Below are 20,042 nucleotides of genomic sequence, written 5' to 3' on the forward strand. Positions count from 1 at the left end.
GACAGTCTGCTATTCGTAGTTTTTTTCTTGCTTGCCGAATCAGAATATAATTAGAATGCAATGTTCATAAATTGGGTTTCATATTATGGAAATAAACTTGAATGATTCAAAAGATTTTAATATTGAAAGCGTTCGATTATTAATTAAATCAGGGCATCAATCTCGGCATTCACAAATTAGAGTAACAAAAGACGGGATTGCGTATTTATCCTATATTACAGGAAATAAAGAGATAGAAAGACTACTATTTAGATTTGAAACTCTTTCAGCGGGAACAGGTTATGTTGGCTTAGAGGCTGCAAAAGACGAAGATTGGGTTAACCAGATTTATAAAGCACTGAAAGACAACTGGGAAACTCAAACGCATGGGTATATTGATTATTTTTGAGTCTGCCAACCTTAGTGAATAGAATTCGCGGTTAATTCTGTGTAGCTGTGGTTTCAACCACCCAGCCTTGGCAAATAGAATTCGCGGCTACACAAACCAAGTCCGCCGGCGCAGACTATCGGAAAATTGAGATATTGAAACCCGCGAAGGCGGGTTTAGTCTGTGTAGCTGCGGTTTCAACCGCCCACTCAATTATCGGAAAATTGAGATATTAAAACCCGCCCACTCAACTAGCCTTGGCGAATAGAATTCGCGGCTACACAAACCAAGTCCGCCGGCGCGGACTATCGGAAAATTGAAACCCGCGGAGGCAGGTTTAGTTTCAACTGCCCAATCAACCGCGGTTTCAACCGCCCAGACCAAAATTAATTATTTAGGAGTCAATTCCCAAGTAGAAATAGTTGATTTCTGTCGGTGGTGAATCGCCTGGTTTCGGATGTAATCAGCCACTTTATCGATAGCATCATGGCTCACAGTAAAAGCCCCGTAGCTGCCTTGCCATTTAAAGAATTCACTAGGTTTAATTTCGTGAGTAATTAGATGAGAAGAACTACCTTTAACTTGTTTAACTAAATCAGATACAGCCAGAGTAGAGGGAAAACCAGTTAAAAGATGGACATGATCTTCAATACCGCCAACAGCGATCGCTGTGCATCCGAGTTGTTCGCACTGCCTAATTATGGCTGCATAAATTACCTTCTGAATATCAGGTGTAATAAGAGGCAATCTATCCCACGTTGCCCAAACACAATGGAGATACAACTGCGTGAAATTCGACCTCATCTCTTCTCAACCTAAATATGCAAATTTTTCAACCACGATTATCGCATTTAGTCCGCGCAGGCGGACTTCGTTTGTCTAGCCGCGAATTCCATTCGCCAGATATTCTTCAATTAAGAAAGGTAAGACTAATTATGACAAAAGCTCTCAATCATGTTGACTTGTGCTTTGTAATTGATACAACTGGCAGTATGGGTGGTTTCATCCAAGAAGCAAAACAGCAATTGTTGGATACAATTCGTCTGTTGTCAGCTGACAGTGATATCGATTTGCAAGTCGGTTTAGTAGAATACCGCGATCACCCTCCACAAGACACGACTTTTGTAACTCGTATCTATCCGCTGACTGCAAAGTTGCAGGAGATGCAGAAGAACATCAACCAACTAGAAGCGAATGGGGGTGGAGATCATCCGGAAGCTGTTTATGATGGTGTTCAGGATGCGGCTAACCAGATGAAGTGGAGACGCAACAGTTGTCGCTTTATTCTGTTGGTGGGTGATGCACCGCCACACGGTTTCCACGCAGATCGTGACGCTGAGGGCTTCACGCATACCGATCCGGCGCGATATCCTAATGGTTTAACGGTGCAGTCGGTAACGGCGGCGGCGGAAAATCAGCGGGTAACGGTTCATGCGCTGTGCATGGGAAGCGATCGCGCTACGTTGCAGTCGTTTACCGCGATCGCAACTGGCACGAGTGGACAATGTGCCTCTGTCCGCGATGCTAAAGATGTGATCAGTCAGATGGTAGCTATGCTAACTAGCGAATTCCGTAACTTGGAATTTGACGGTAAAGTATTAGATACGGTACAGCGTCTTGGTTCTCTAGATGTCAGCGCTACTGCTGAAACTCTCGCTTGTCCAAGACTGCAAGTTGCATCTGCGATCGCACGACTTGGAAAGCGTGGTTTTTTAGATGCATTAATTGTCTAGGTAATGCTTGCGTGCCCTAACTTTTAGAGCATACATACTGTTTACGAGAGGATAAGTATCCGTGGCTTCGACTCGATCGAAGCAGCGAACGTGGGAGGAAGGGGCGAAGAACCTGGGAGGTAAGCGATTAAGTAGCTATCCTTTAAATAGTGTGTAATAACTAACCAGCGGAGTTCCTTTTCGATTGCGATCGCTTTGCTCTATTAACTTGCACGCAAGCAATCCCTAATATATATAATTAATGGCGAAACAACGACTTGACACCTTATTAGTAGAACTTGATTTATGCACCTCCCGGCAGTTAGCACAACGGCTAATTCGGGCTGGGGAAGTAATGGTCAATCAGCAAGTCATTGATAAGCCGGGAACTGAGGTAGAAACCGAGGCGCAAATTAAAATTAAAGAGCGATCGCGTTTTGTTTCTAGAGGCGGTGAAAAACTCTCCAAAGCACTTGAAGAATTTGGCATTTCCGTACAAGATCGAATTTGCTTAGATGGCGGCATTTCTACTGGCGGATTCACCGATTGTTTGCTGCAAGCTGGGGCAAAAAAAGTTTATGGCGTTGATGTCGGTTATGGACAAGCTGACTGGAAATTACGCAATGATACGCGGGTAGTGTTGAAAGAACGGACGAATCTGCGCTATCTCACACCAGAGGAATTGTACGGTGATGAACAGCCAGCAGATTTAACAGTTGTAGATGTTTCGTTTATTTCCCTAACTAAAATTCTTGATGCTTTGTGGAAATTAACACAGCCTCCCAGAGAAGCGGTGTTGCTAGTAAAGCCGCAGTTTGAAGTCGGGCGATCGCGTGTTGGTAAAAAAGGTGTGGTACGAGATCCTGACGATCAGGCAGATGCTATTTTCCAAGTGTTACAAGCCGCGCAACCGTTGGGATGGCAATATCGTGGCTTAAGTTGGTCGCCAGTGACCGGGCCTGCTGGTAATATCGAGTATCTGTTGTGGTTGGATATGGATAGCGCCACACCAGCGCCAAGTTTGCAAGCCATTAAACAGATTACCGAAGCCGCTGCATCTCACTTTCGGGATAATCTTAAATCGTAAATTTTTCTGTCAGTTTTGATACCGTTTAGCTCTATTCAGGTCAAATTGAGACAGAAGCAAGCCTTAAAAGTAGAGGGTCAAAGCATGAGTACCCAAGACCAAGCACGGGAATTGATGGCACAGCACCGTCACCACGACGAACACTTACACGAGTCTATGCGAAGCCGTGCAGAGGCTGAGGTACATCAAACCCACCCTGCTGACGCCCATACCCAAGAACAGGCACGGGAATTGATGTCGCAGCACCGTCACCACGACGAACACTTACAAGAGTCTATGCGAAGCCGTGCAGAATCAGAATTAGGCGCTGCCGATCGTGCTGCTGATTCTTCCCAAGTACAATCTTGATCTGAATTTAAAAGTCGAATCAGACTGAGAACTTCTCTTGCACCCCTTACCTGTGAGGGAAGGGGTTGGGGGTTAGGTTTTGCGTTCATCTATTTGCTTTGATTGCTTTGAGATGTTCCGCCGAATTGCAACAATTCCTGCCGCAAGCGATAAAGAATTGTATTCGGTTCTACCTGATTGAGAATCTCTTGAATGACGGTATTCGCTCCCAACTGTCCCCAGGTGCAGCCTTGTTCTAGATACACCTGCGCCGCCCGACCGACTGCATAAGCTCCATATCCGGCGATACCAGCTTGGGCGATCGCTGCACCGCCATAAGCCGTAATATTGGTTGGACTCTCCCCAGCCCCAATCGCTGCCGCACTCTTGCCCAAACCGAAAACTAAACTACTGCCGAATTCACCCAGCAGCAAGCCGCCCGAACTAAACACAATGGTTTTCCAAAGCTTTCCAACTTCATAACCAGTCATCGGCAACCCATACAGCCGCGACAAGGAGCGAATCAGCGCTAAATCCGCCACCGTTCCTGCCAAGACATCCAAAACAGCAATCGGATTGAGCGCAACTGCGATCGCTTTGTATCTCACATAGCTCCAAATTAGCTGCTCCGCCTCAGTTTCACGAGCCGCCACCACTTTCTGAGCAATGCTTTCTTCAGCTTCTCGCGCCTGAACTAAGGCATTGAGCGCTAAAAGCGATCGCCCTTCTCGATTCAGAATCCCCAAAATCTTCTGCTTCAACTCATCCACCTGCGGCGGCGGCGTCTCCCATTCCTGCGTGACGCGACCATCGGGCCACTCTACTCGCACCTCCAAGGGTGCAGGTTCCGCCGCCACCATCACAATTTCATCCTCTTGTAAAGACGGAAGCGATCGCGTCTCCCGACTACCAGCACCCAGAATTTGCAACTGTTGATAAATTGCTTGTCGGTCTTGCTCCGGATATAGGTCAATTTTGTTAAATACTAAAATCAAAGGCTTCTGGCTCAGGCGCAATTCGCACAGTGCCTGATACTCCGTTCGCGTGATATCACCCGCCACCACAAACAAAATCAAGTCAGATTGACGTGCCACTTCCCGCGCCATTTCTGCTCGCGCTTGCCCCTGAATTTCATCCAATCCGGGCGTATCAATCAATTCCACCTGCACCTTACCAGCCGCGTTAGGCGTCCAGCGCACGGAACGGGGCCACTGCGTCACCCCATTCAGCGGCCCCGTTTGTAGAATTTTCTGCCCTACTAAAGCATTTAACACCGCTGATTTGCCGCGACTGACCAAACCAAAAGCGGCTATCCGAATCACACCCTGGTCTAACTTATCCAGCGTAGACTTCAAAAAATCCAGTTCAGTTTGCAGCGCTGCGGTTGCTTCTAATTTTGAAGGGTGCCGTTGGCTGCGAGAGTGGGAATACCAAGACAGCGCTTGCCGCAGACTGGCGCGAGCGCGATTGAAGTGAGTTTCTTGCAGAGTGCTGCGTGCAGAGGATGTGTGACCCCCAGCAGTGGCATTGGTTTGGGATAATTGAGGATGGCTCAAGGCTAGATTAGAAGAAGCTACAGATCCATTTTCGCTCGATATCTCATTGCGATCGCTTGATTGCACTCTACCTGAAATGAAAAATCCACTTATTTGTTCTCTTTTCCTAACCACCTTCCTAGCGGGTGGCGCTCCTATCATTAATGCAGTGCAAGCTGAGCAACCGATTCTACTCGCTCAGTCGGTATGGAAGCCCTTCGCTTCACGCGCAGGCGGCTTCACCGTGTTGATGCCCGGTGCACCGAACCAAAGTCAGGAAACGATTCAGACTAAAGGTGGGCCAATTAAAGTCCAACTCTTCCAGAGTTTCCGACCGAATCAAGCCGGTTATGTCGTTGGTTATTCCGACCTCCCGGCTAATCTGATCAAGACTCCTAGTGATGTTAACAGTTTCTTGGCTGGGGCAATTACTGGATTTGCAAATAGTTCAAAAGGGAAGCTTTTAAGCCAACGAAATATTAATTTAGGAAGTTACCCTGGAAGAGAATTTAAACTGCAACTCTCTCAAGGAGTAATCGTGAAAAGTAGATTTTATTTGGTAGATCGGAGACGATTTTATCAGGTCTTCGTAGTAACAGATAAAGAACAAGACTTAGTTAAAAGTATTGATGGTTTTTTGACTTCTTTCAAACTTACTAAAAATCCATCGGCAGCCCGAAACGGCCCCAAGGAAAACCTCAATGCCTCTTTACAAAAGGCAGTCTGCACTCAAAATTGGACGCAAGCGATCAAAGTAATCGATCGAATGAGAAAAGTTGTCCGCGATCCAAACACTCAAAGTCAGTTAGTAGCCTATCGACAGCAATTACGAGGTTTGGCGAATTCTGATGTACCCGTTCCTGCGTCACTTCTTACTGGTTGCACTGCTGCTGTGCCAGCAAAATAAACACGCTACAACAATAGCAATCCAATTTTAGTTGTGAGGCAACCCTTCAGATACCCGACTTCGTAAGAGTTGTCGGGTATTTCGCCTTCACGAATCATTTAGGATTGCGATCGCACTGGATTCTCTATTTTCAGTTTGCGATCAATTCGCGGGCAGTCTCGCAGCTAGGACGAGCCAGAAGTCTAGGATACGGCTCCGACGCAAATTCTTGGTCGGGGTTGCTTAATAAATAGCGATCGCAAACCCCAAATAGTTCTGCTTCAGTCTGGGATAGGCGCATATTTTTTAAGAAAGCTCCAGCGGCATCCACACTCTGACCGATGTAATTTAGATACATCTTCATATAACTAACCCGCGCTTTCTCCGGTACCGTCCATGCTGTCATCGTTCGACGCAGTAGCTCAATGTAACCGCGAACTTCACCCAGCGTTACGATCGAAACAGGTTGACCACTCAGGTATTGGCGAATTTGCTTAAAAATCCAAGGATTTCGGATCGCAGCGCGACCAACCATTACCCCGGCTGCTCCTGTCGTGTCTAGAACCGTTGCTGCTGTTGCGGCAGATGTCACGTTCCCGTTGGCTAAAACTGGGCAATTCACCCGTTGTACGGCATGGGCAATCAGATCGTAATGCACGTTGCCATAATACATTTCTTTGACAGTACGACCGTGCAAGCTCAGCAAATCAATTTTGTGCAAATTAATCAAGTCGAGGATACGATCGAAATTAGCGGTATCTTCAAAGCCAATTCGCATTTTGACCGTCAAAAGCCCATCGACTGCCCCCCTCAACTCACCAAGGATCTGGCTAATCTTTTCAGGATCGCGTAACAGTCCTCCACCCACGTTTTTGCGATAAATTCTTGGTGCAGGACATCCCATATTCAGGTCGATACCCGCGACTGGATAGCGACTTAGTTCTTTCGCAATGCGTACAAGATCGGAAACGCTCTCACCAATGAGCTGAGCAAAGACGGGGCGTCCGGTGGAGTTCTCTGTAATTGATCTGAGGATGTTTTTATCTAAACCCGAACTCGTGTGGACGCGAAAATACTCAGTAAAGAAATAATCAGGACTGCCATAGTTAGCGATCGCGCTCATGAACAGCAGATCCGTCACATCCTGCATGGGAGCAAGCGCCGTTAATTTTAGTCCCGGATACATAGGAGGCGGAAGTAGAGCGGATTGTGACATTTGCGCGGTCGGTTGATGTTGGATAAAAAATTATTTGTTGCGCTCGACAAACTTCTTGTCACTCGGACTAAAAAGCTTGAAAGCTTGTAGAATCCCAACTTGGATTTAGCTCATCATCCTTTTCAGATCGTCCCATACAGCGACTTATTATTTTAGCTTTAAAAAGATGTCATTTCAATAGGTAATGGTTACTGCCTGTAACTTTTAAAATGACGAAGATTTGTTAATAGAAACAAATATCTTTTATTCTAAAATTATTCAACACCAATTAATCAATTCATTCTAATTAACGCCAGTTACTCAAAAATTATAACCAACTCCAATTAAAAGTCCGACATCAGCATTGCGATTAGTGGGGAAGCCTGCATTTGCCCGTACCGTGCCCGTTAAGTCTCTTGATAACGGAACATCAACGCCGCCAGAAATAAGTGGACTGATATTCAGACCATCGGCAATCCTGAGCATGACTCCTCCACCCAGGAAAGGGGAGATAATAGTTTGTCCAGATGCACCGCGAATGGGAAACTCACCAGTCAGGGCAATCATCGAAGTTGCAGTGCGATCGCCAAATATGATTGTGGCATCGTGCAAAGACAGGTTGTCCGTAAATCCGACCTTGGTCAGAATCGCTAGACCTCCCGTTCCTAGGGCAGTCGTATCACCCGCTAGTCCGATAGCACCTCCAAGACCAATATAGCTGCGCCGGGGACGAGATTCTGGTTCGGGATTGACCTGAGCTTTCAGCGGTGCATTTGTTTGTGAAGGGACTGCATCTGATTGCTGCAAAACACCTTTAAAAGTAGCATCAGGGGTTGACAGTGAACCTGCTGACTGGGCGTAGGATTGTCCTGGCTCTAAGATAGCGGAGGTAACTAAGCAGACAAGACTCAGTTTTAGAAAACTTACAAAAGGCTGCAACATCATTTTTTTACTCATAATTGATTATAGACGTTGCTCAAAGAGGAATGCTTTTCCAGGCACAATGGAACAATTAACGTGTCCACCCCTTTTCCGAAATGAAGTGTCCAGACTGTAACGCTGCCGAGGTGTCAAAGAACAGTCATCGTAAAGTCGAATCATGTGGGCGCGATCGCTTATATTGGCATAAATGCAGAGCAAAAATAGATGTTGGATTTCAAGAGCGTCAACCCAATCTATGGCGATGGGCGATCGCACTGACAAGCTCGTACACATTATCCAATGTGTAAACCATTGTTTTCGGGATGAGTATTCACTAATTCCTTAGCTATCTGAAATGCAAATGGGAGGAAAGCTTCGACTTCACCAGCATCTTTGTTGTTAAGCATTGTCACACCCATTAAATTCTTATTAGATTTGATATGAGCGCACCTTGCTCTCAAGTCAATGAGGTAACTTTTCAAAAGCATCTTTTTTTGAAATTTACTTGCAAACTGCGATTCGTATTTCGCCAAGAAAACATCCAGTTCTTTTCGAGGCTTAGTACCATCAAAAAGCATAATTTCAAAAATCTTAAATAGAGATAAATATCGGTATTGTAGAGGAATTCTTTCATCAAGACTGTCTGCAAGCAGCTTAACTTCATTTCTACAGTTGATTGTATTCTGAAAACCAGCAACAAACAACTCATTAGGAAATTTCCATTGATTGTTTAGAGTTTCATTAGTAACTATGTTCAGGTTGGGAGGCATATCTTCCTCTATAAAATTGAAACAAGAAAATGGACATAGGGCAACTTTATTGTCGTAAATAAGTCTCAAGGTAGAAACTGTATGTTCTTTTGCTATCTGTATTCTTCTTCCGACAATCTCTGGTATTTCATGAGGCATATCTGGAGAAATATGCGGAACTTTTATACGAATAAAATGCAAAACTTGATTTGTACCGAATAAAGCAAGTTGATAAACATCGCCCGAAAATTCAAGATCAATTGATGCTATTGGTTCTTTATCTCCTTTGTCAGTATATTCATTGAGCATTGGTTCAACAAAGTAATACCAGTAACCGTTAGGCATTATAGATTCCCTACTTTTTCTATTATCTATTAGTGGCTTGTACGAAAATATATGTTTAAGGCTAAACATATAACCTTCCTTTGCTCCGCTGCCAAACTCATTCATTGATTTTCTGGCTGTTCATCGTACAAATACCGTGATACTTGCAGCCTGACTATAGATTATGCGGCAACAACAGCGTACCGCAGCACTTCTAACACCTCAATGGGATCGCAACCATACAAACCTGCTCCCCAGGCTGCATTTTTCTCAACAACTGCCCATCCTCTTCCTTGAATCACACCTACGTCAATTACTGTTGCCTGAAGAATCTTTACCCGTTCATCTGATAGTAGAGTTTCGATGAACTCCCGAACCTCGCACTCTTCCTCTTCTGTATGTGCAAAATCCTTCTCTCGCTGTAACTCTCCATCGCGGAGATAGACTGAGAATGTTTTTAGGGAGCGATTCAAAATAAAGCAACGAAACTCCTTTTCCCACTCGACAATTTCCGCAATTAGCACTGGCATCTTATCGGGATAGTCGCTTGGCAATTCCTCACCTTGATAAACGCGAGCAGGGAAACTTTTGTCGTTTGGCGGTTTGATAAAAGCTGCTTTTTCCATACTCCGTGCTTCACCCAGCGTACTGAGATAAACCCAACGCTTCCGATATTCTTCAGGTAAATTGGGTAGCCAATCATCTGGTGCGTCAAGTAAGCGAAGTCCAAGTTGCTCCGCTATCATCTCTGTCATCAACGCTTCCACATACAAGACTGGTTCGGGTACAAGTTTTAATTCCTCAGGTAGCCTCCAGTTCATTAATCGCTCGACTCGCCAACCCAGACGATTAGCTGCACGCCATAAAGCTTGAGAATCTTCAGTGTAGCGAGGAGTCAAAATCAGAGTTGGCATCAGTTACAAAGTCTTTAAATGCTAGCAGGCAATCTCTAATTATAAGCAAGCCACTGGAGAGATACTGCCCCTCCTACCTCTTCGTTATCAGCACAGTGCCTTGCTTCTCGGCTTCCGGTGCTTAATGTAATGAAGTACCGTCCTCAGCACACATCCATAAATACGATTACTGCCATCTTTCCATCCCACATCGACAAGCTGATAGCGATCGCATCCTTGGAATGCTAACAGCTAAACTCGTATTGACCTATATGCAAAGCAGAAGTATATGTTGGGTTTCCTTGCATTAACTCAAGCTATGGCGATGAGCGATCGCATTACACCAGGATCTTTTATCAATCTGCTCCAATATGTTGTTAAGGCACTGTCTCGACTGCATTACGGAATGCTTCAACGGCAAACGGCAATTCTCCCACGACAAACGCTAGCTCCTCAGGATTGGCAACAAGAAAGCCGAGATTATCGAGGTAAGCCAAGCACAGGAACACCTGCTTGAGGTTTATGTAATCAGAAGGCAATGGTTTGACGGTTTCGTAACCCTGTAAAAAGACTTTTCGTTGTTGCTCGTCAAGTTCCATAAGCGCTAAAGCAAGGTCATAAAGGTAAAAGCCGAAACCACAACGGTCAAAGTCAATGATGCAAACCTTTTCGTCGCAGAGTAAGTAGTTACCAGAATGAAAGTCGGCATGAATAACACCAAAACTGTCTTGCTTGCGTTCGAAATGAGCAAAATAAGTGATTATGTGACTGGCATTGACCTTCAAACTGTTCAGGTCACTTTTATCTAATTTGGTGTTGCTTAAAGCCGTATACAACACCTCTAAACGCCCACTAAAATGGGCTTCATCAAACGTTTGGCGTTTGAAGCCTTCGGACAGTTCAAACTGTTGCGAGTGTATGTGAAGTTGTGCCATCAGAGAGCCTACTTTTGCAAGCTGATCATCGGTCAAAATGTCCACAGTAGGTGAAATTTGCCCTTCTACCCAGGACATGAGCGTACACAGCGTTTCTAGCTTGCTATCAGCAGGTACGCCTGTGACTAGCTCTCCGTTTAAATTAACAATAGGTTTAGGGAGTACCAAGGTCGTTTCGCTTTGCAAACTGCTTAACCAAGCTAGTTCTGAAGATATAGCAACTCGGTCATGATATGCAGATGTGTGCAGACGTAGTACATAGGATTTATCGTCAGCATCTACTTTAAAGTTAGTGTTACTTGCTCCGCCTAAGCGCGTTAGCTGAGCATTTTCTAAACCATAGTTACGAAGTGCTTCAATTGCAAGGTGTAAAAACGTTTTGTCATTCATCATCTATGGTTGTTCATCATCCAATGAATCGACTGGAATGAAACAGACAAATTCCCATCGTTAGTATATGTACCTCAGCACCAGCCTATCGAGACTGGTGTTTTGCTGTTTAGCTATCTCCGACCGTTGCTTTTTTACTTCAAGGTCTAGCTTGATGCTGAGTATCATCTTGGTTGTCATCCCAAAAGGATACTCTGGCTAGAGTAGCTAATGAATAATCAGCAGCTCTGAGAAACTTGTGTCAGCCGTCTTGAACCTAAAACTCAACACCAAAATCTTCTATATCAGTTAGTCCACCGGGAAGGTACTGCCCCTCCTACAGCAATGTTGTAAGCATTGCACCTCGCTTTTCGGTCTCCAGTGGAAATAATGGGTGGTATAGGAGTTGAACCTATCTGGTGCTGGTTAAAAGCCAGCTGCACAGCCGCTATGCCAACCACCCGCACAAACGAAACTGCCAGAGTGGGGGTCGAACCCACAACCCTCCGATTAACAGTCGGATGCTCCGCCATTGAGCTATCTGGCATTAACCCCTTACCCAAGAGTCGTTCGCGAAGCGTTCTCCGAAGGAGTACTTGGCTACCATTCTTAGGAGGAATAGGTCTGCATCCCGCAGGCAAGGGAAGTTTTACCCCGTGCAAGCCGAAAAAGCATTTGGTTTTGTCGGTAGAGAGCCGAGTGTGTATGCTTTGTCTGTCAGGACACGGGTAAAAATTGGCTCCGGGAGTAGGACTTGTAGGCGCAGCCTTCAAGGGAGAGTACCTACAACGCCGTAGTTAACAGCTACAAACTCTACCGCTTGCGCTATCCCGGAATAACCCCTCGCCCAAGAGTCGAACTTGGTCACCAGCCTTCGGAGAGCTAGGTCTGCATCCCGCAGGCAAGGGAAGGCTTAATCTGTGCAAATTTGCAAAGAATTGTTTAGCCGGTTAACAAGCGTGTACCGAGCAGTTCTCTGCCATTAATCACTTTTAACTCTCTAGCTAATACCTTAATTTCAACCACTTAGTTACTTGAAACCTCCTGATGTATGGAACACTACGCATTTCATTCATCAGCTCCCAATAGCAGCTTTTAGCAAACTCGTTCTTTATATCCAAGGGATATGTATATTTATAAATGGGTGGATTTTTACTCTCCCACACTATAGAGCGACAAAACTCTGGTTGAAGATACTCGTAAATACCCCATCTTATATTGTTGAGAAACTCAGCAATAGTACTACTGTGATAGTTCAGAATATCAGTATGAAATCTTTCGTAGAATTCATTGAGAACAAGAAGAGACTTTTCTAAATCTATATCTACATTATTTCTTTTAAAGATTTTAATCAGTTCATTTACTGCACCAGACAACCTTGAAAAATTGTGCTTTGAGATATTTCCGCATATTTTTAAAAACTCTATTCTTTTGATCGACAATACTGCATTTGTTTCTATAGAAGGCAACCAAGTTTCTACTTGTACTTCCTGTTCAAGCCAATCGATAAACCTATCGGTTGCTAGTACAAGGTTATTTATGGATTCACCTTCATTGAAACTTGGACTCTGACAGATTGACCGAATAGCACTTAGATATGATTGCTGCTCTCCAATTACCTTCTTATCAGAGCATGACAAAAAATCAACTAGGATAATATTGAAGAATCTTTGATGTGTAATCGAATGAAACATTATTTGTGATTCAGGGTCACTTCCATTCAAATCAAAGACCTCATAATTGACCATTTCATCAATAAGCTCCTTAACGGCTTTTAGAAAAATTACCTCTCGTTCAGTCTCTGAAAAACTCATAGCAACTATAGCAGTAGAAATTGTGATAGGGATAATTTTAAACAGAAATGCAAGGGCAATTAACCTAATAGAACGGTCTACTTGCGAGCAATCCACTGGGAAGGTACTGCCCCTTCTATAGCCGCGTTATCAGCACGGTGCTTCACTTTTCAGCCTCCAGTGGATAAAGGAAGATGGAGGAATCGAACCCCTACGACATCACTGCCGTACCACGGTTTTCAAGGCCGCTTGCCGTCCATTCGGCGGCATCTTCCGAGTTGAATAACGGAAGCTGGAGGAGTCGAACCCCTACAGTTATTCACTGCACTCCTGTGTTCGAGACAGGTTGCCGTCCTCTCGGCAGCAGCTTCCATTCAGGGGTGTCTGACGGGAATCGAACCCGCTATGACTGGTTCCACAAACCAGCGCCGCTACCGCTTTGGCTTCAGACACCATGATGGAGTCAAGGAGAATCGAACTCCTGACCTCTTGCGTGCAAAACAAGCGCTCTACCAATTGAGCTATGACCCCTAAATTTGGTGGATACTGGTCAGATTTGTAGCTTGCTTCTGCGTAGCAGTACTGGCATCTTTCTACTTGCAAGGTAGACGCTCTACCAATTGAGCTACAGACCCGTGTTTTGTGTTGTTGAATGCGATCGCATTCTCGCGTGCAAGTTATCAGAGCATTTTGCGTTTTCTCAGTTACTAGAGGGACTCCGCCGATGAGTTGTTACACACTCTTTAAAGGATGGCTACCTTGAAGCAAACCTGCCGGGTTCTTCGCACTCCTCGTTCTCAAACGCCCGCTGTGTTTGAACAGCGTTACTTTTCCTCTCGTACTAAAGTATGTAGGCTCTAAAAATTGGGTCACGTAAGATGCGATCGCCGTTATTGCAAAATATCAACAAACCAACTTAATTCACCTCCTTAAATTAAGAAGCGTTAAACCAGCGCCTCCACTAGGATTTGAACCTAGGACAATCACTTTAGAAGAGTGCTGCTCTTTCCCCTGAGCTATGGAGGCAATCTAAATTGGTAGTCCTGGCAGGATTTGAACCCGCAACCCCTTGCTTGTAAGGCAAACGCTCCACCATTGAGCTACAGGACTACGAAAGCGAGTGATGGGATTTGAACCCATGCGCTGAGTGTGGCGCACTCAGATGCTAGCCGCTACATCACACCCGCATATTTAACAGAGCGGACAACGGGACTCGAACCCGTATCATAAGCTTGGAAGGCTAATGTGCTAGCCATTGCACCATATCCGCATATCTAAAATCTGAAACTGCTTGAGGCGTTGATTCTAGTTGTGAGGGAATCCTATTTTTCTGATGAAAATCGACTTTGGAATTCTCCAAATATTCTGCTTTCTTTAGAAGAGTCGAGTACAGAAAATAGGACGCTTCTGAATCTCCCCCAAAATTGACCCTTGGGTAATAAGAAATCTGCAAACATTTGGGCAACCATTGACGGGTCATTTTTGAATACGCCACATCCCCAAGCACCTAGAACCAGTGCATCGCAATCATGATAGACAGCTAAACTTAACAATTTTGCACCGCGACTATACAGAACTTCGGGTATTTTTTCAGCATCCTTGGGTTGGTTTCTCCAAATGGCACCAGCATTAGGAGCTGGACTTGTTATGAAATCAACCAGAAAAGGTTTCTCTAAAAGCGTTCCATCATCTTTTCGGAAGATTGGACAACCGGGTGAGTAGATGATGCGATCGGAGTATAGGAGCGATCGCTGAGAACGATGGAAATCGTAGTATTCGGGGCATTTTGACAGGCTTTTATAAAGTGCCGAACTACGCGCCAGACTCTCTTCTTGGGCTTGAGCGCCTTTGAGAAACCCACCTCCAGGGTTTTTGGCAGAAGCAAAATTGAGAACGGCAATTTTTTGAAAGTTTTGCGATCGCGTTATGCGTTCTGCTCCCATAAGAGTTGTCTCATTCCTAACCTCAAATTCTATATTTGAGAATTGAGGAGAGCTAGAGAGAACGTCTTGTTTGATAGTTGAGAGGGTATCGGGTTCGTAGTATTTTGTCTGAGCGAGACATGATACCAGTTCTTGACCAATATTGACCTGTTTACCTTCAGGACAGAAGTAGTAGCCTGCTTCGAGAATTTCTAGCGTGTCTTGAGCGATCGCAATCCGCCTCATGATTTCTGCTCTAATTCGTTAGCACAAAATTAACAGACGATTAGCCTCTGCATTTTAGCCATGCCATTCAGTTCAACAAGATATAGAGAAGAAGTGAGCTAAAGCATCTCTAACCGTCATCGTTGTCATATTTCCCTCCTCTTTAAACTCAAAAAATAGACTGTTAGCATAGCCACACCCAAGCAGATGGCGAGACTCGAACTCGCATAGGCAGTTTACAAGGCTGCTGTGTTGCCATTAACACCACACCTGCAATCAGAAAGCAGACGGCGGGGGTTGTTCGCGTCAGCGTTCCCGTTCGGCGTTAGCCGTTACCGAAGGCTAGGGTACACACATCAAGGGCTTACCATGCCCTTATGTTTCCGGTTACGCCACATCTGCTTGAAGCAGGCGGCGAGAGTCGAACTCGCATCAGAAGATTACGAAACTTCTATGCTTGCCATTGCACCACGCCTGCAATTTGGTGGCGGGGGCAGGAGTTGAACCTGCTGATAAGAGGCTTATGAGACCTCCAAGCCTACCCTGGCTACTTCACCCGCATCGCACCAATGCCCCTGACTGGACTTGAACCAGCAACCTCTTCGTTCTAAGCGAAGCGCCTCGTGCCAATTGGGCTACAGGGGCAAAATGATTGGTCTATTCGTATTCGGGCTTTAACACCCAATACCCCTGGCTGGGATCGAACCAGCATAAACTTTGCACTCAACAAAGTATGTCTACCTGTTGCATCACAGGGGTAAATCGGGGTGGCAGGATTTGAACCTGCGACCTTCAGCTCCCAAAGCTGCCGCGCTAGCCAAGCTGCGCCACACCCCGTTAATGCTCCTGGTGGGATTTGAACCCACACATAGACTGTTTTTAAGACAGCCGCCTACTTCCAATTGGGCTACAGGAGCGAGTTTTGATGCTCCCGGTGAGACTCGAACTCACACATAGACTGTTTTTGAGACAGCCGCCTACTTCCAATTGGGCTACAGGAGCGTGATGAAAGCTGCCCTCTTAGGGACAGAACTGGGGAGGCAGGGCTTGAACCTGCATTTTTCCGCTTTCAAAGAGCGGTGCCATACCATTAGGCGACTCCCCAATAAATGCCGAGGTAGGATTCGCACCTACAACTTCATAATTCAGAGTTATGCGACTTGCTATTCGTCCACTCGGCAATGAAAGGCTGCCCTGGTAGGGATTGAACCTACGACCGTTCGCTTAACAGGCGACTGCTCTTCCACTGAGCTACAAGGCAATGACAGCCCCCCAGGTCAGAATCGAACTGACGACCTCCTGTGCTTCAAACAGGCGCTAACTACCAACTGAGCTACCGGGGGAAGTTTCAACGGAGAGGACAGGATTTGAACCTGCGTTAGGTAAAACCTAATCAGACTTTCCAAGTCTGCGCCTTAAGCCACTCGACCACCTCTCCAAGTTGACGAGAGCGGAGGGAATCGAACCCCCACGTCATCGGTTTCGTAGACCGAGGTTTTATCCAGTTAAACTACGCTCTCATTAAGTAGTGCTGACGAGATTTGAACCCGCAATTCGCTTGATTGAAATTCAAGTGGCTTAAGCCATTTGCCTACAGCACTATGAAAGGCGAGGGGACTGAGATTTGAACTCAGATCATCGGTTTTGGAGACCGAGATGTTGCCAATTACACCATCCCCACATACGATTTGAACTTTGAATCTAAAGTCCAATGAGTCGGGCAGGATTCGCACCTGCAATGCATAAAAGCGGCGGTTTTACAGACCACTGCCCACGCTAATAGGCGAGCCGACCCAAATGAAAAAGGCGGAGAGGACAGGACTCGAACCTGCAATGGGTTGCCCCAAACTTCTTTAGCAGAAAAGCGCTTTTACCATTCAGCCACCTCTCCAGATAGCCCCAAAGGGATTTGTAGGCGAAGCCTTCTCGAAGGGTACCCTTGTACTTGCCTTGAGGGGGCGATGTCCTAAACCGCTAAACGATGAGGCTTTGAGCTTGAGTAGGAGTAGTAGGACTTGTTCGCGAAGCGTTCCCGAAGGGTACCTACGACGAGCCTCTTATGAGAAGGCTGCTCTACCACCTGAGCTATACTCCCTCGATTGCAGTCTTGAGGGCAGTGGGAGTAGCAGGACTCGAACCTGCAACCATACGGTTAAGAGCCGCCTGCTCTGCCAATTGAGCTATACTCCCTTTGAGAGGTCGAGGTGGGATTTGAACCCACGAATTTCTCTTTTGCAGAGAGACGCCTTAAGCCTCTTGGCGACTCGACCTCGGCGATTTGGGCAATTTACAATCTGAAAGAAACAGATACTAAATCGCCCCATAGTCCCAACGGGGTTTGAACCCGTATTCCAGTATTGAAAGCACTGTGTCCTAGCCGCTTAGACGATGGGACCTTGTAGCGAGATGAGATTAAGAATTTTTATCTCTATTTGCTGAACGAGGCTGACGGGACTTGAACCCGCGACATCTTGTTCGACAGACAAGCACTCTACGCAACTGAGTTACAGCCTCATCAATTCAGCAATCTTGCTACAAACGTGTTACATCTCCGGGCTGTGGGGGGCATTGCTTGCTAGGCTATCCCCCCACTTGAGATGTCTGTGCTTAATTAAAAATGCACAGTATCAATCGTTAAATAGGTGATTTCTTATTCAGTTTTCAAGGTTCAGAAAAAGATGGAAAATATTTACAGAAATAATCGCCTTTCTAGGTAATAAACCTGTTGGGTATTACGCCTAGATTCAGCAGTTTTGGTTTGAGTGAGGTGTGTATTATCCGCTTGTTCAGTATCTACTTCAGATTTTTGGGAAGTAGGCTGATGCTGCACCTCAAAGGATTCTGGCGGATGCCAGCCTTTATTGATTCGTTGGATGTAAAGTAACATCATGACTTTTTTGGGTTAGAGGTTTTTGTCTCTTCCCCTCTTTCAATATATTTATACTACATAAATACTACAAAAAGTGTCAAGGGGTTGGGGAAAAATATTTTGGGAATTTTGGAAAGATGCAGGAAACCTACCCAAACTCCTGACTGAGCTTAAGTTTTATGCCTGACATCTTGCCAAGTGTATCTATATATATAAGGAATTGCATGCTGTAGTATGGGATGTGCGATCGCTCATCCCCTGGCGGATGGTCCTCTGGCGGATGGCACTGACGCAAGACAAAAGGAGGGTCACTGACCCTAGAGCGATCGCTTATCCTACAAAAACTTAGATTGAAAACGCTTCAATCTCGCTATTACTCCACTCTCGCCGCGATCGCTCAGCGATAAACGGTCGGACTTTGAACTTCGGAGGGCGACCGTCAAAGACATCAATTCGCAAAAAAGAGTAAGGTCGTCGCTTCTGCAACCCCTGACCATGACGACCGACAAAAAGCAGCGATTTTGCTACCAAGCGGGTGTCATCGCCCTTGATACCCCCAAAATTCTCCGTCAATTCCGCTCCCTCAGACCGCTGACGGCGGAGACTGTGACCGCTGCCACCACAAACGATCCAATTGATATTGGAGTCACCGTATCCGGTATCGCCAGTTTGCAGATATTCCAGGCAGTGAGCGTGACCGTTCAGAATCAGATCGACTAGCGGACGCCCCTCCGCTTGCTTTCCTACTGCTTGCTTCACCGCATCTAACACCCGGCGGAGACGCTGGCGAACCGCTAAAGTTTGCGCCTGGTGCCACTTCGTCGCCTCCGTGACGTAGGGGGGATGATGGAAATAAATGACCCGCCCGCGCACCTCAGCGGTATTCCAAGATTCGATCAGCCTTTGCCGCAGCCAGTCCAGCTGCTCAACGTCAGTGACTGTCGTTTCGTCGGCTGCCAGTTGCTTGTTGATGTCAATCAAAAGTTCGTCGATTTGCTCTAGTTTGGCTTGATTGTCATCCAGCTGTTCAGCCTCTTCGGGTCGCCCGGAACTCAGTAGAGCTGAGGCTTCCATGATTTGAAGTTTCTGCCGTTCCAAGTCAGACCGACGATTTTCTAATTCGCTACGGTAGTCGTCCCCCTCTTGAGTCGTTGGCAGGGGGATTGGCGCATTGAAAGTATTTGAATCGAGTGCAAAGAAATCAATTCCACCGCTGCGAAACGTGTAATAGCGGTTAGGTAAGCGGGTGAAGCGTCCCGGTTGATAAGAAAGACAGCGACCTGTATCCGTCTTGGCAGTGTAATGACGATCTAGATGACGAGCCAGTTCACTCTCACTATTGAACGCTTTGAGGTAGTCAAGAAACGCTCGTGCATAGGCATTCCCTTGACCCGAACCGTGCCAGCCAATGTCCAAATCTAACTGGGAGCGCAGCAGGCGGCGTAAGGGCAGCGAAGCCTGGGCGATTAAACCATAGATAAAGGGTAAGTCATAGTAATCGTGGTTCCCTGGCACCGGCAAGAACGGCATATTGAAGACCATTTGATCGTAGGCAATGCGTTCCGGGCGATCGCCTCCTACCAAAAACTCTCGGTAGGGAGAAATAAAGTTTTTTAGGTAGTATTCGCTGGAGCCAACCAGATAGATCACGTCGCCGGTGTGCAACACGAAACGGCTCTGTTCGCGGTGGGCAAGCATGAGTTCTGCGATTTGTCGTTGGGGGTTGTATCCTCGATAGGAGCCGGAGCCACTATCCCCCACAACTAAAAATGAGAACTCCGGAGTGTCAGAAGCGCCATCGTCTAAAACCATCCGGGTTTGATCGATTCCTCGTTCCACAAGACTCGGTGCAAGCCATCGCACTCGTTCGTTCATCTTACGGATTTTGACCGAGATCGGTGGATCGGATACAAATTGCATAGCTGCTTTACTC

At 46.0% G+C, this 20,042-nt stretch carries 17 protein-coding genes and 32 tRNA genes; 5 read left to right on the forward strand and 44 right to left on the reverse strand.

Features of this window, described 5'->3' with window-relative positions; translation table 11 throughout:
* The first annotated feature begins 85 nt into the window (after nt 1-85).
* Complete coding sequence (locus NC996_RS08890; protein ID WP_190688049.1) at nt 86-388, forward strand: hypothetical protein; 303 nt, start codon at nt 86-88, stop codon at nt 386-388.
* Between the two features lie 369 nt (nt 389-757).
* Here NC996_RS08890 and tnpA read toward each other — a convergent pair whose 3' ends face one another.
* The gene (gene tnpA / locus NC996_RS08895) at nt 758-1,171 is read right to left on the reverse strand and encodes an IS200/IS605 family transposase (RefSeq protein ID WP_190688052.1); all 414 of its coding nucleotides are present in this window, start codon (nt 1,169-1,171) and stop codon (nt 758-760) included.
* A gap of 131 nt (nt 1,172-1,302) precedes the next feature.
* On the opposite strand from tnpA, the gene NC996_RS08900 reads away from it, so the two are divergent.
* From NC996_RS08900 to NC996_RS08910, 3 genes are all read left to right on the forward strand, one after another.
* Nucleotides 1,303-2,100 (forward strand): vWA domain-containing protein, encoded by a 798-nt coding sequence (locus NC996_RS08900; RefSeq protein WP_190688056.1) that lies wholly within the window; start codon nt 1,303-1,305, stop codon nt 2,098-2,100.
* Nucleotides 2,101-2,341: 241 nt separating this feature from the next.
* Complete coding sequence (locus tag NC996_RS08905) at nt 2,342-3,166, forward strand: TlyA family RNA methyltransferase (protein WP_190688059.1); 825 nt, start codon at nt 2,342-2,344, stop codon at nt 3,164-3,166.
* An 84-nt stretch (nt 3,167-3,250) separates the two neighbouring features.
* Nucleotides 3,251-3,514, forward strand: a complete 264-nt coding sequence (locus tag NC996_RS08910) for a hypothetical protein (RefSeq protein WP_190688062.1) — start codon at nt 3,251-3,253, stop codon at nt 3,512-3,514.
* Between the two features lie 89 nt (nt 3,515-3,603).
* On the opposite strand, the gene NC996_RS08915 is transcribed toward NC996_RS08910, so the two are convergent.
* Nucleotides 3,604-4,980 (reverse strand): GTP-binding protein, encoded by a 1,377-nt coding sequence (locus NC996_RS08915; RefSeq protein ID WP_242037656.1) that lies wholly within the window; start codon nt 4,978-4,980, stop codon nt 3,604-3,606.
* A gap of 145 nt (nt 4,981-5,125) precedes the next feature.
* Between NC996_RS08915 and NC996_RS08920 the strand changes: the two genes are divergently transcribed.
* A complete protein-coding gene (locus NC996_RS08920) occupies nt 5,126-5,935 on the forward strand; it encodes a hypothetical protein (RefSeq protein WP_190688131.1) in 810 nt (269 codons plus the stop codon).
* Nucleotides 5,936-6,065: 130 nt separating this feature from the next.
* On the opposite strand, the gene NC996_RS08925 is transcribed toward NC996_RS08920, so the two are convergent.
* From NC996_RS08925 to NC996_RS09130, 42 genes are all read right to left on the reverse strand, one after another.
* Entirely contained in the window at nt 6,066-7,130 is a 1,065-nt protein-coding gene (locus tag NC996_RS08925) for a tRNA-dihydrouridine synthase family protein (protein WP_190688068.1), read from the reverse strand.
* Between the two features lie 300 nt (nt 7,131-7,430).
* Complete coding sequence (locus NC996_RS08930) at nt 7,431-8,066, reverse strand: hypothetical protein (protein WP_190688071.1); 636 nt, start codon at nt 8,064-8,066, stop codon at nt 7,431-7,433.
* Between the two features lie 6 nt (nt 8,067-8,072).
* On the reverse strand, nt 8,073-8,306 hold the full coding sequence (locus NC996_RS08935; protein WP_348259985.1) for a hypothetical protein: 234 nt from the start codon (nt 8,304-8,306) through the stop codon (nt 8,073-8,075).
* A gap of 17 nt (nt 8,307-8,323) precedes the next feature.
* Nucleotides 8,324-9,229: a hypothetical protein gene (locus NC996_RS08940; protein ID WP_190688077.1), complete on the reverse strand. Its 906-nt coding sequence runs from the start codon at nt 9,227-9,229 to the stop codon at nt 8,324-8,326.
* Between the two features lie 56 nt (nt 9,230-9,285).
* Entirely contained in the window at nt 9,286-10,017 is a 732-nt protein-coding gene (locus NC996_RS08945) for an ATP-grasp domain-containing protein (RefSeq protein ID WP_190688080.1), read from the reverse strand.
* A 356-nt stretch (nt 10,018-10,373) separates the two neighbouring features.
* Complete coding sequence (locus NC996_RS08950; protein WP_190688082.1) at nt 10,374-11,324, reverse strand: phosphotransferase; 951 nt, start codon at nt 11,322-11,324, stop codon at nt 10,374-10,376.
* 367 nt (nt 11,325-11,691) lie between these two features.
* Nucleotides 11,692-11,763: transfer RNA gene (locus tag NC996_RS08955), tRNA-Lys, on the reverse strand.
* A 12-nt stretch (nt 11,764-11,775) separates the two neighbouring features.
* Nucleotides 11,776-11,847, reverse strand: a tRNA-Asn gene (locus tag NC996_RS08960).
* 189 nt (nt 11,848-12,036) lie between these two features.
* Nucleotides 12,037-12,135: transfer RNA gene (locus NC996_RS08965), tRNA-Asn, on the reverse strand.
* Between the two features lie 169 nt (nt 12,136-12,304).
* Nucleotides 12,305-13,210, reverse strand: a complete 906-nt coding sequence (locus NC996_RS08970) for a hypothetical protein (RefSeq protein ID WP_348259986.1) — start codon at nt 13,208-13,210, stop codon at nt 12,305-12,307.
* Nucleotides 13,211-13,379: 169 nt separating this feature from the next.
* Nucleotides 13,380-13,465, reverse strand: a tRNA-Ser gene (locus NC996_RS08975).
* Between the two features lie 7 nt (nt 13,466-13,472).
* A tRNA-His gene (locus NC996_RS08980) sits at nt 13,473-13,546 on the reverse strand.
* Between the two features lie 5 nt (nt 13,547-13,551).
* Nucleotides 13,552-13,624: transfer RNA gene (locus tag NC996_RS08985), tRNA-Ala, on the reverse strand.
* A gap of 6 nt (nt 13,625-13,630) precedes the next feature.
* Nucleotides 13,631-13,728, reverse strand: a tRNA-Ala gene (locus tag NC996_RS08990).
* A 318-nt stretch (nt 13,729-14,046) separates the two neighbouring features.
* Nucleotides 14,047-14,119, reverse strand: a tRNA-Arg gene (locus tag NC996_RS08995).
* 9 nt (nt 14,120-14,128) lie between these two features.
* Nucleotides 14,129-14,203: transfer RNA gene (locus NC996_RS09000), tRNA-Val, on the reverse strand.
* A gap of 5 nt (nt 14,204-14,208) precedes the next feature.
* A tRNA-Gly gene (locus tag NC996_RS09005) sits at nt 14,209-14,280 on the reverse strand.
* An 11-nt stretch (nt 14,281-14,291) separates the two neighbouring features.
* A tRNA-Gly gene (locus NC996_RS09010) sits at nt 14,292-14,363 on the reverse strand.
* A gap of 52 nt (nt 14,364-14,415) precedes the next feature.
* Entirely contained in the window at nt 14,416-15,261 is an 846-nt protein-coding gene (locus NC996_RS09015) for a TIGR02452 family protein (RefSeq protein ID WP_190688085.1), read from the reverse strand.
* A 181-nt stretch (nt 15,262-15,442) separates the two neighbouring features.
* Nucleotides 15,443-15,514: transfer RNA gene (locus tag NC996_RS09020), tRNA-Thr, on the reverse strand.
* Between the two features lie 132 nt (nt 15,515-15,646).
* Nucleotides 15,647-15,718 (reverse strand) — tRNA-Thr (locus NC996_RS09025).
* Nucleotides 15,719-15,810: 92 nt separating this feature from the next.
* A tRNA-Leu gene (locus tag NC996_RS09030) sits at nt 15,811-15,885 on the reverse strand.
* 117 nt (nt 15,886-16,002) lie between these two features.
* Nucleotides 16,003-16,077 (reverse strand) — tRNA-Pro (locus NC996_RS09035).
* Between the two features lie 4 nt (nt 16,078-16,081).
* Nucleotides 16,082-16,157: transfer RNA gene (locus tag NC996_RS09040), tRNA-Leu, on the reverse strand.
* A 9-nt stretch (nt 16,158-16,166) separates the two neighbouring features.
* Nucleotides 16,167-16,242 (reverse strand) — tRNA-Leu (locus NC996_RS09045).
* A gap of 30 nt (nt 16,243-16,272) precedes the next feature.
* A tRNA-Gln gene (locus NC996_RS09050) sits at nt 16,273-16,345 on the reverse strand.
* Between the two features lie 4 nt (nt 16,346-16,349).
* Nucleotides 16,350-16,421, reverse strand: a tRNA-Gln gene (locus NC996_RS09055).
* Nucleotides 16,422-16,429: 8 nt separating this feature from the next.
* Nucleotides 16,430-16,501 (reverse strand) — tRNA-Asn (locus NC996_RS09060).
* A gap of 7 nt (nt 16,502-16,508) precedes the next feature.
* A tRNA-Phe gene (locus tag NC996_RS09065) sits at nt 16,509-16,583 on the reverse strand.
* A 9-nt stretch (nt 16,584-16,592) separates the two neighbouring features.
* Nucleotides 16,593-16,678 (reverse strand) — tRNA-Ser (locus NC996_RS09070).
* Between the two features lie 7 nt (nt 16,679-16,685).
* Nucleotides 16,686-16,760: transfer RNA gene (locus NC996_RS09075), tRNA-Arg, on the reverse strand.
* 6 nt (nt 16,761-16,766) lie between these two features.
* Nucleotides 16,767-16,841: transfer RNA gene (locus NC996_RS09080), tRNA-Glu, on the reverse strand.
* An 8-nt stretch (nt 16,842-16,849) separates the two neighbouring features.
* Nucleotides 16,850-16,921 (reverse strand) — tRNA-Trp (locus NC996_RS09085).
* 31 nt (nt 16,922-16,952) lie between these two features.
* Nucleotides 16,953-17,035 (reverse strand) — tRNA-Tyr (locus NC996_RS09090).
* Nucleotides 17,036-17,047: 12 nt separating this feature from the next.
* Nucleotides 17,048-17,131: transfer RNA gene (locus NC996_RS09095), tRNA-Ser, on the reverse strand.
* A 109-nt stretch (nt 17,132-17,240) separates the two neighbouring features.
* Nucleotides 17,241-17,335 (reverse strand) — tRNA-Met (locus tag NC996_RS09100).
* Between the two features lie 22 nt (nt 17,336-17,357).
* A tRNA-Lys gene (locus NC996_RS09105) sits at nt 17,358-17,430 on the reverse strand.
* A 6-nt stretch (nt 17,431-17,436) separates the two neighbouring features.
* Nucleotides 17,437-17,510 (reverse strand) — tRNA-Cys (locus NC996_RS09110).
* 53 nt (nt 17,511-17,563) lie between these two features.
* Nucleotides 17,564-17,636: transfer RNA gene (locus NC996_RS09115), tRNA-Glu, on the reverse strand.
* Between the two features lie 44 nt (nt 17,637-17,680).
* Nucleotides 17,681-17,754 (reverse strand) — tRNA-Asp (locus tag NC996_RS09120).
* Nucleotides 17,755-17,929: 175 nt separating this feature from the next.
* A complete protein-coding gene (locus NC996_RS09125; RefSeq protein ID WP_190412523.1) occupies nt 17,930-18,130 on the reverse strand; it encodes a hypothetical protein in 201 nt (66 codons plus the stop codon).
* A gap of 324 nt (nt 18,131-18,454) precedes the next feature.
* Nucleotides 18,455-20,029 carry a metallophosphoesterase gene (locus NC996_RS09130; RefSeq protein WP_190688087.1) on the reverse strand — a complete coding sequence of 525 codons (1,575 nt, stop codon included), beginning with the start codon at nt 20,027-20,029 and terminating at the stop codon, nt 18,455-18,457.
* Nucleotides 20,030-20,042: the final 13 nt, after the last annotated feature.

Source organism: Trichocoleus sp. ST-U2 (genome assembly GCF_039961875.1).
GTDB lineage: Bacteria > Cyanobacteriota > Cyanobacteriia > Cyanobacteriales > FACHB-T130 > FACHB-T130.

What these genes read in the sequence shown, in the direction of transcription:
- NC996_RS08890 (WP_190688049.1), top strand. Translation starts at nt 86, where the DNA reads ATGGAAATAAACTTGAATGATTCAAAAGATTTTAATATTGAAAGCGTT.
- tnpA (WP_190688052.1), bottom strand. Translation starts at nt 1,171, where the DNA reads ATGAGGTCGAATTTCACGCAGTTGTATCTCCATTGTGTTTGGGCAACG.
- NC996_RS08900 (WP_190688056.1), top strand. Translation starts at nt 1,303, where the DNA reads ATGACAAAAGCTCTCAATCATGTTGACTTGTGCTTTGTAATTGATACA.
- NC996_RS08905 (WP_190688059.1), top strand. Translation starts at nt 2,342, where the DNA reads ATGGCGAAACAACGACTTGACACCTTATTAGTAGAACTTGATTTATGC.
- NC996_RS08910 (WP_190688062.1), top strand. Translation starts at nt 3,251, where the DNA reads ATGAGTACCCAAGACCAAGCACGGGAATTGATGGCACAGCACCGTCAC.
- NC996_RS08920 (WP_190688131.1), top strand. Translation starts at nt 5,126, where the DNA reads ATGAAAAATCCACTTATTTGTTCTCTTTTCCTAACCACCTTCCTAGCG.
- NC996_RS08925 (WP_190688068.1), bottom strand. Translation starts at nt 7,130, where the DNA reads ATGTCACAATCCGCTCTACTTCCGCCTCCTATGTATCCGGGACTAAAA.
- NC996_RS08930 (WP_190688071.1), bottom strand. Translation starts at nt 8,066, where the DNA reads ATGAGTAAAAAAATGATGTTGCAGCCTTTTGTAAGTTTTCTAAAACTG.
- NC996_RS08940 (WP_190688077.1), bottom strand. Translation starts at nt 9,229, where the DNA reads ATGAATGAGTTTGGCAGCGGAGCAAAGGAAGGTTATATGTTTAGCCTT.
- NC996_RS08945 (WP_190688080.1), bottom strand. Translation starts at nt 10,017, where the DNA reads ATGCCAACTCTGATTTTGACTCCTCGCTACACTGAAGATTCTCAAGCT.
- NC996_RS08950 (WP_190688082.1), bottom strand. Translation starts at nt 11,324, where the DNA reads ATGATGAATGACAAAACGTTTTTACACCTTGCAATTGAAGCACTTCGT.
- NC996_RS09015 (WP_190688085.1), bottom strand. Translation starts at nt 15,261, where the DNA reads ATGAGGCGGATTGCGATCGCTCAAGACACGCTAGAAATTCTCGAAGCA.
- NC996_RS09125 (WP_190412523.1), bottom strand. Translation starts at nt 18,130, where the DNA reads ATGATGTTACTTTACATCCAACGAATCAATAAAGGCTGGCATCCGCCA.
- NC996_RS09130 (WP_190688087.1), bottom strand. Translation starts at nt 20,029, where the DNA reads ATGCAATTTGTATCCGATCCACCGATCTCGGTCAAAATCCGTAAGATG.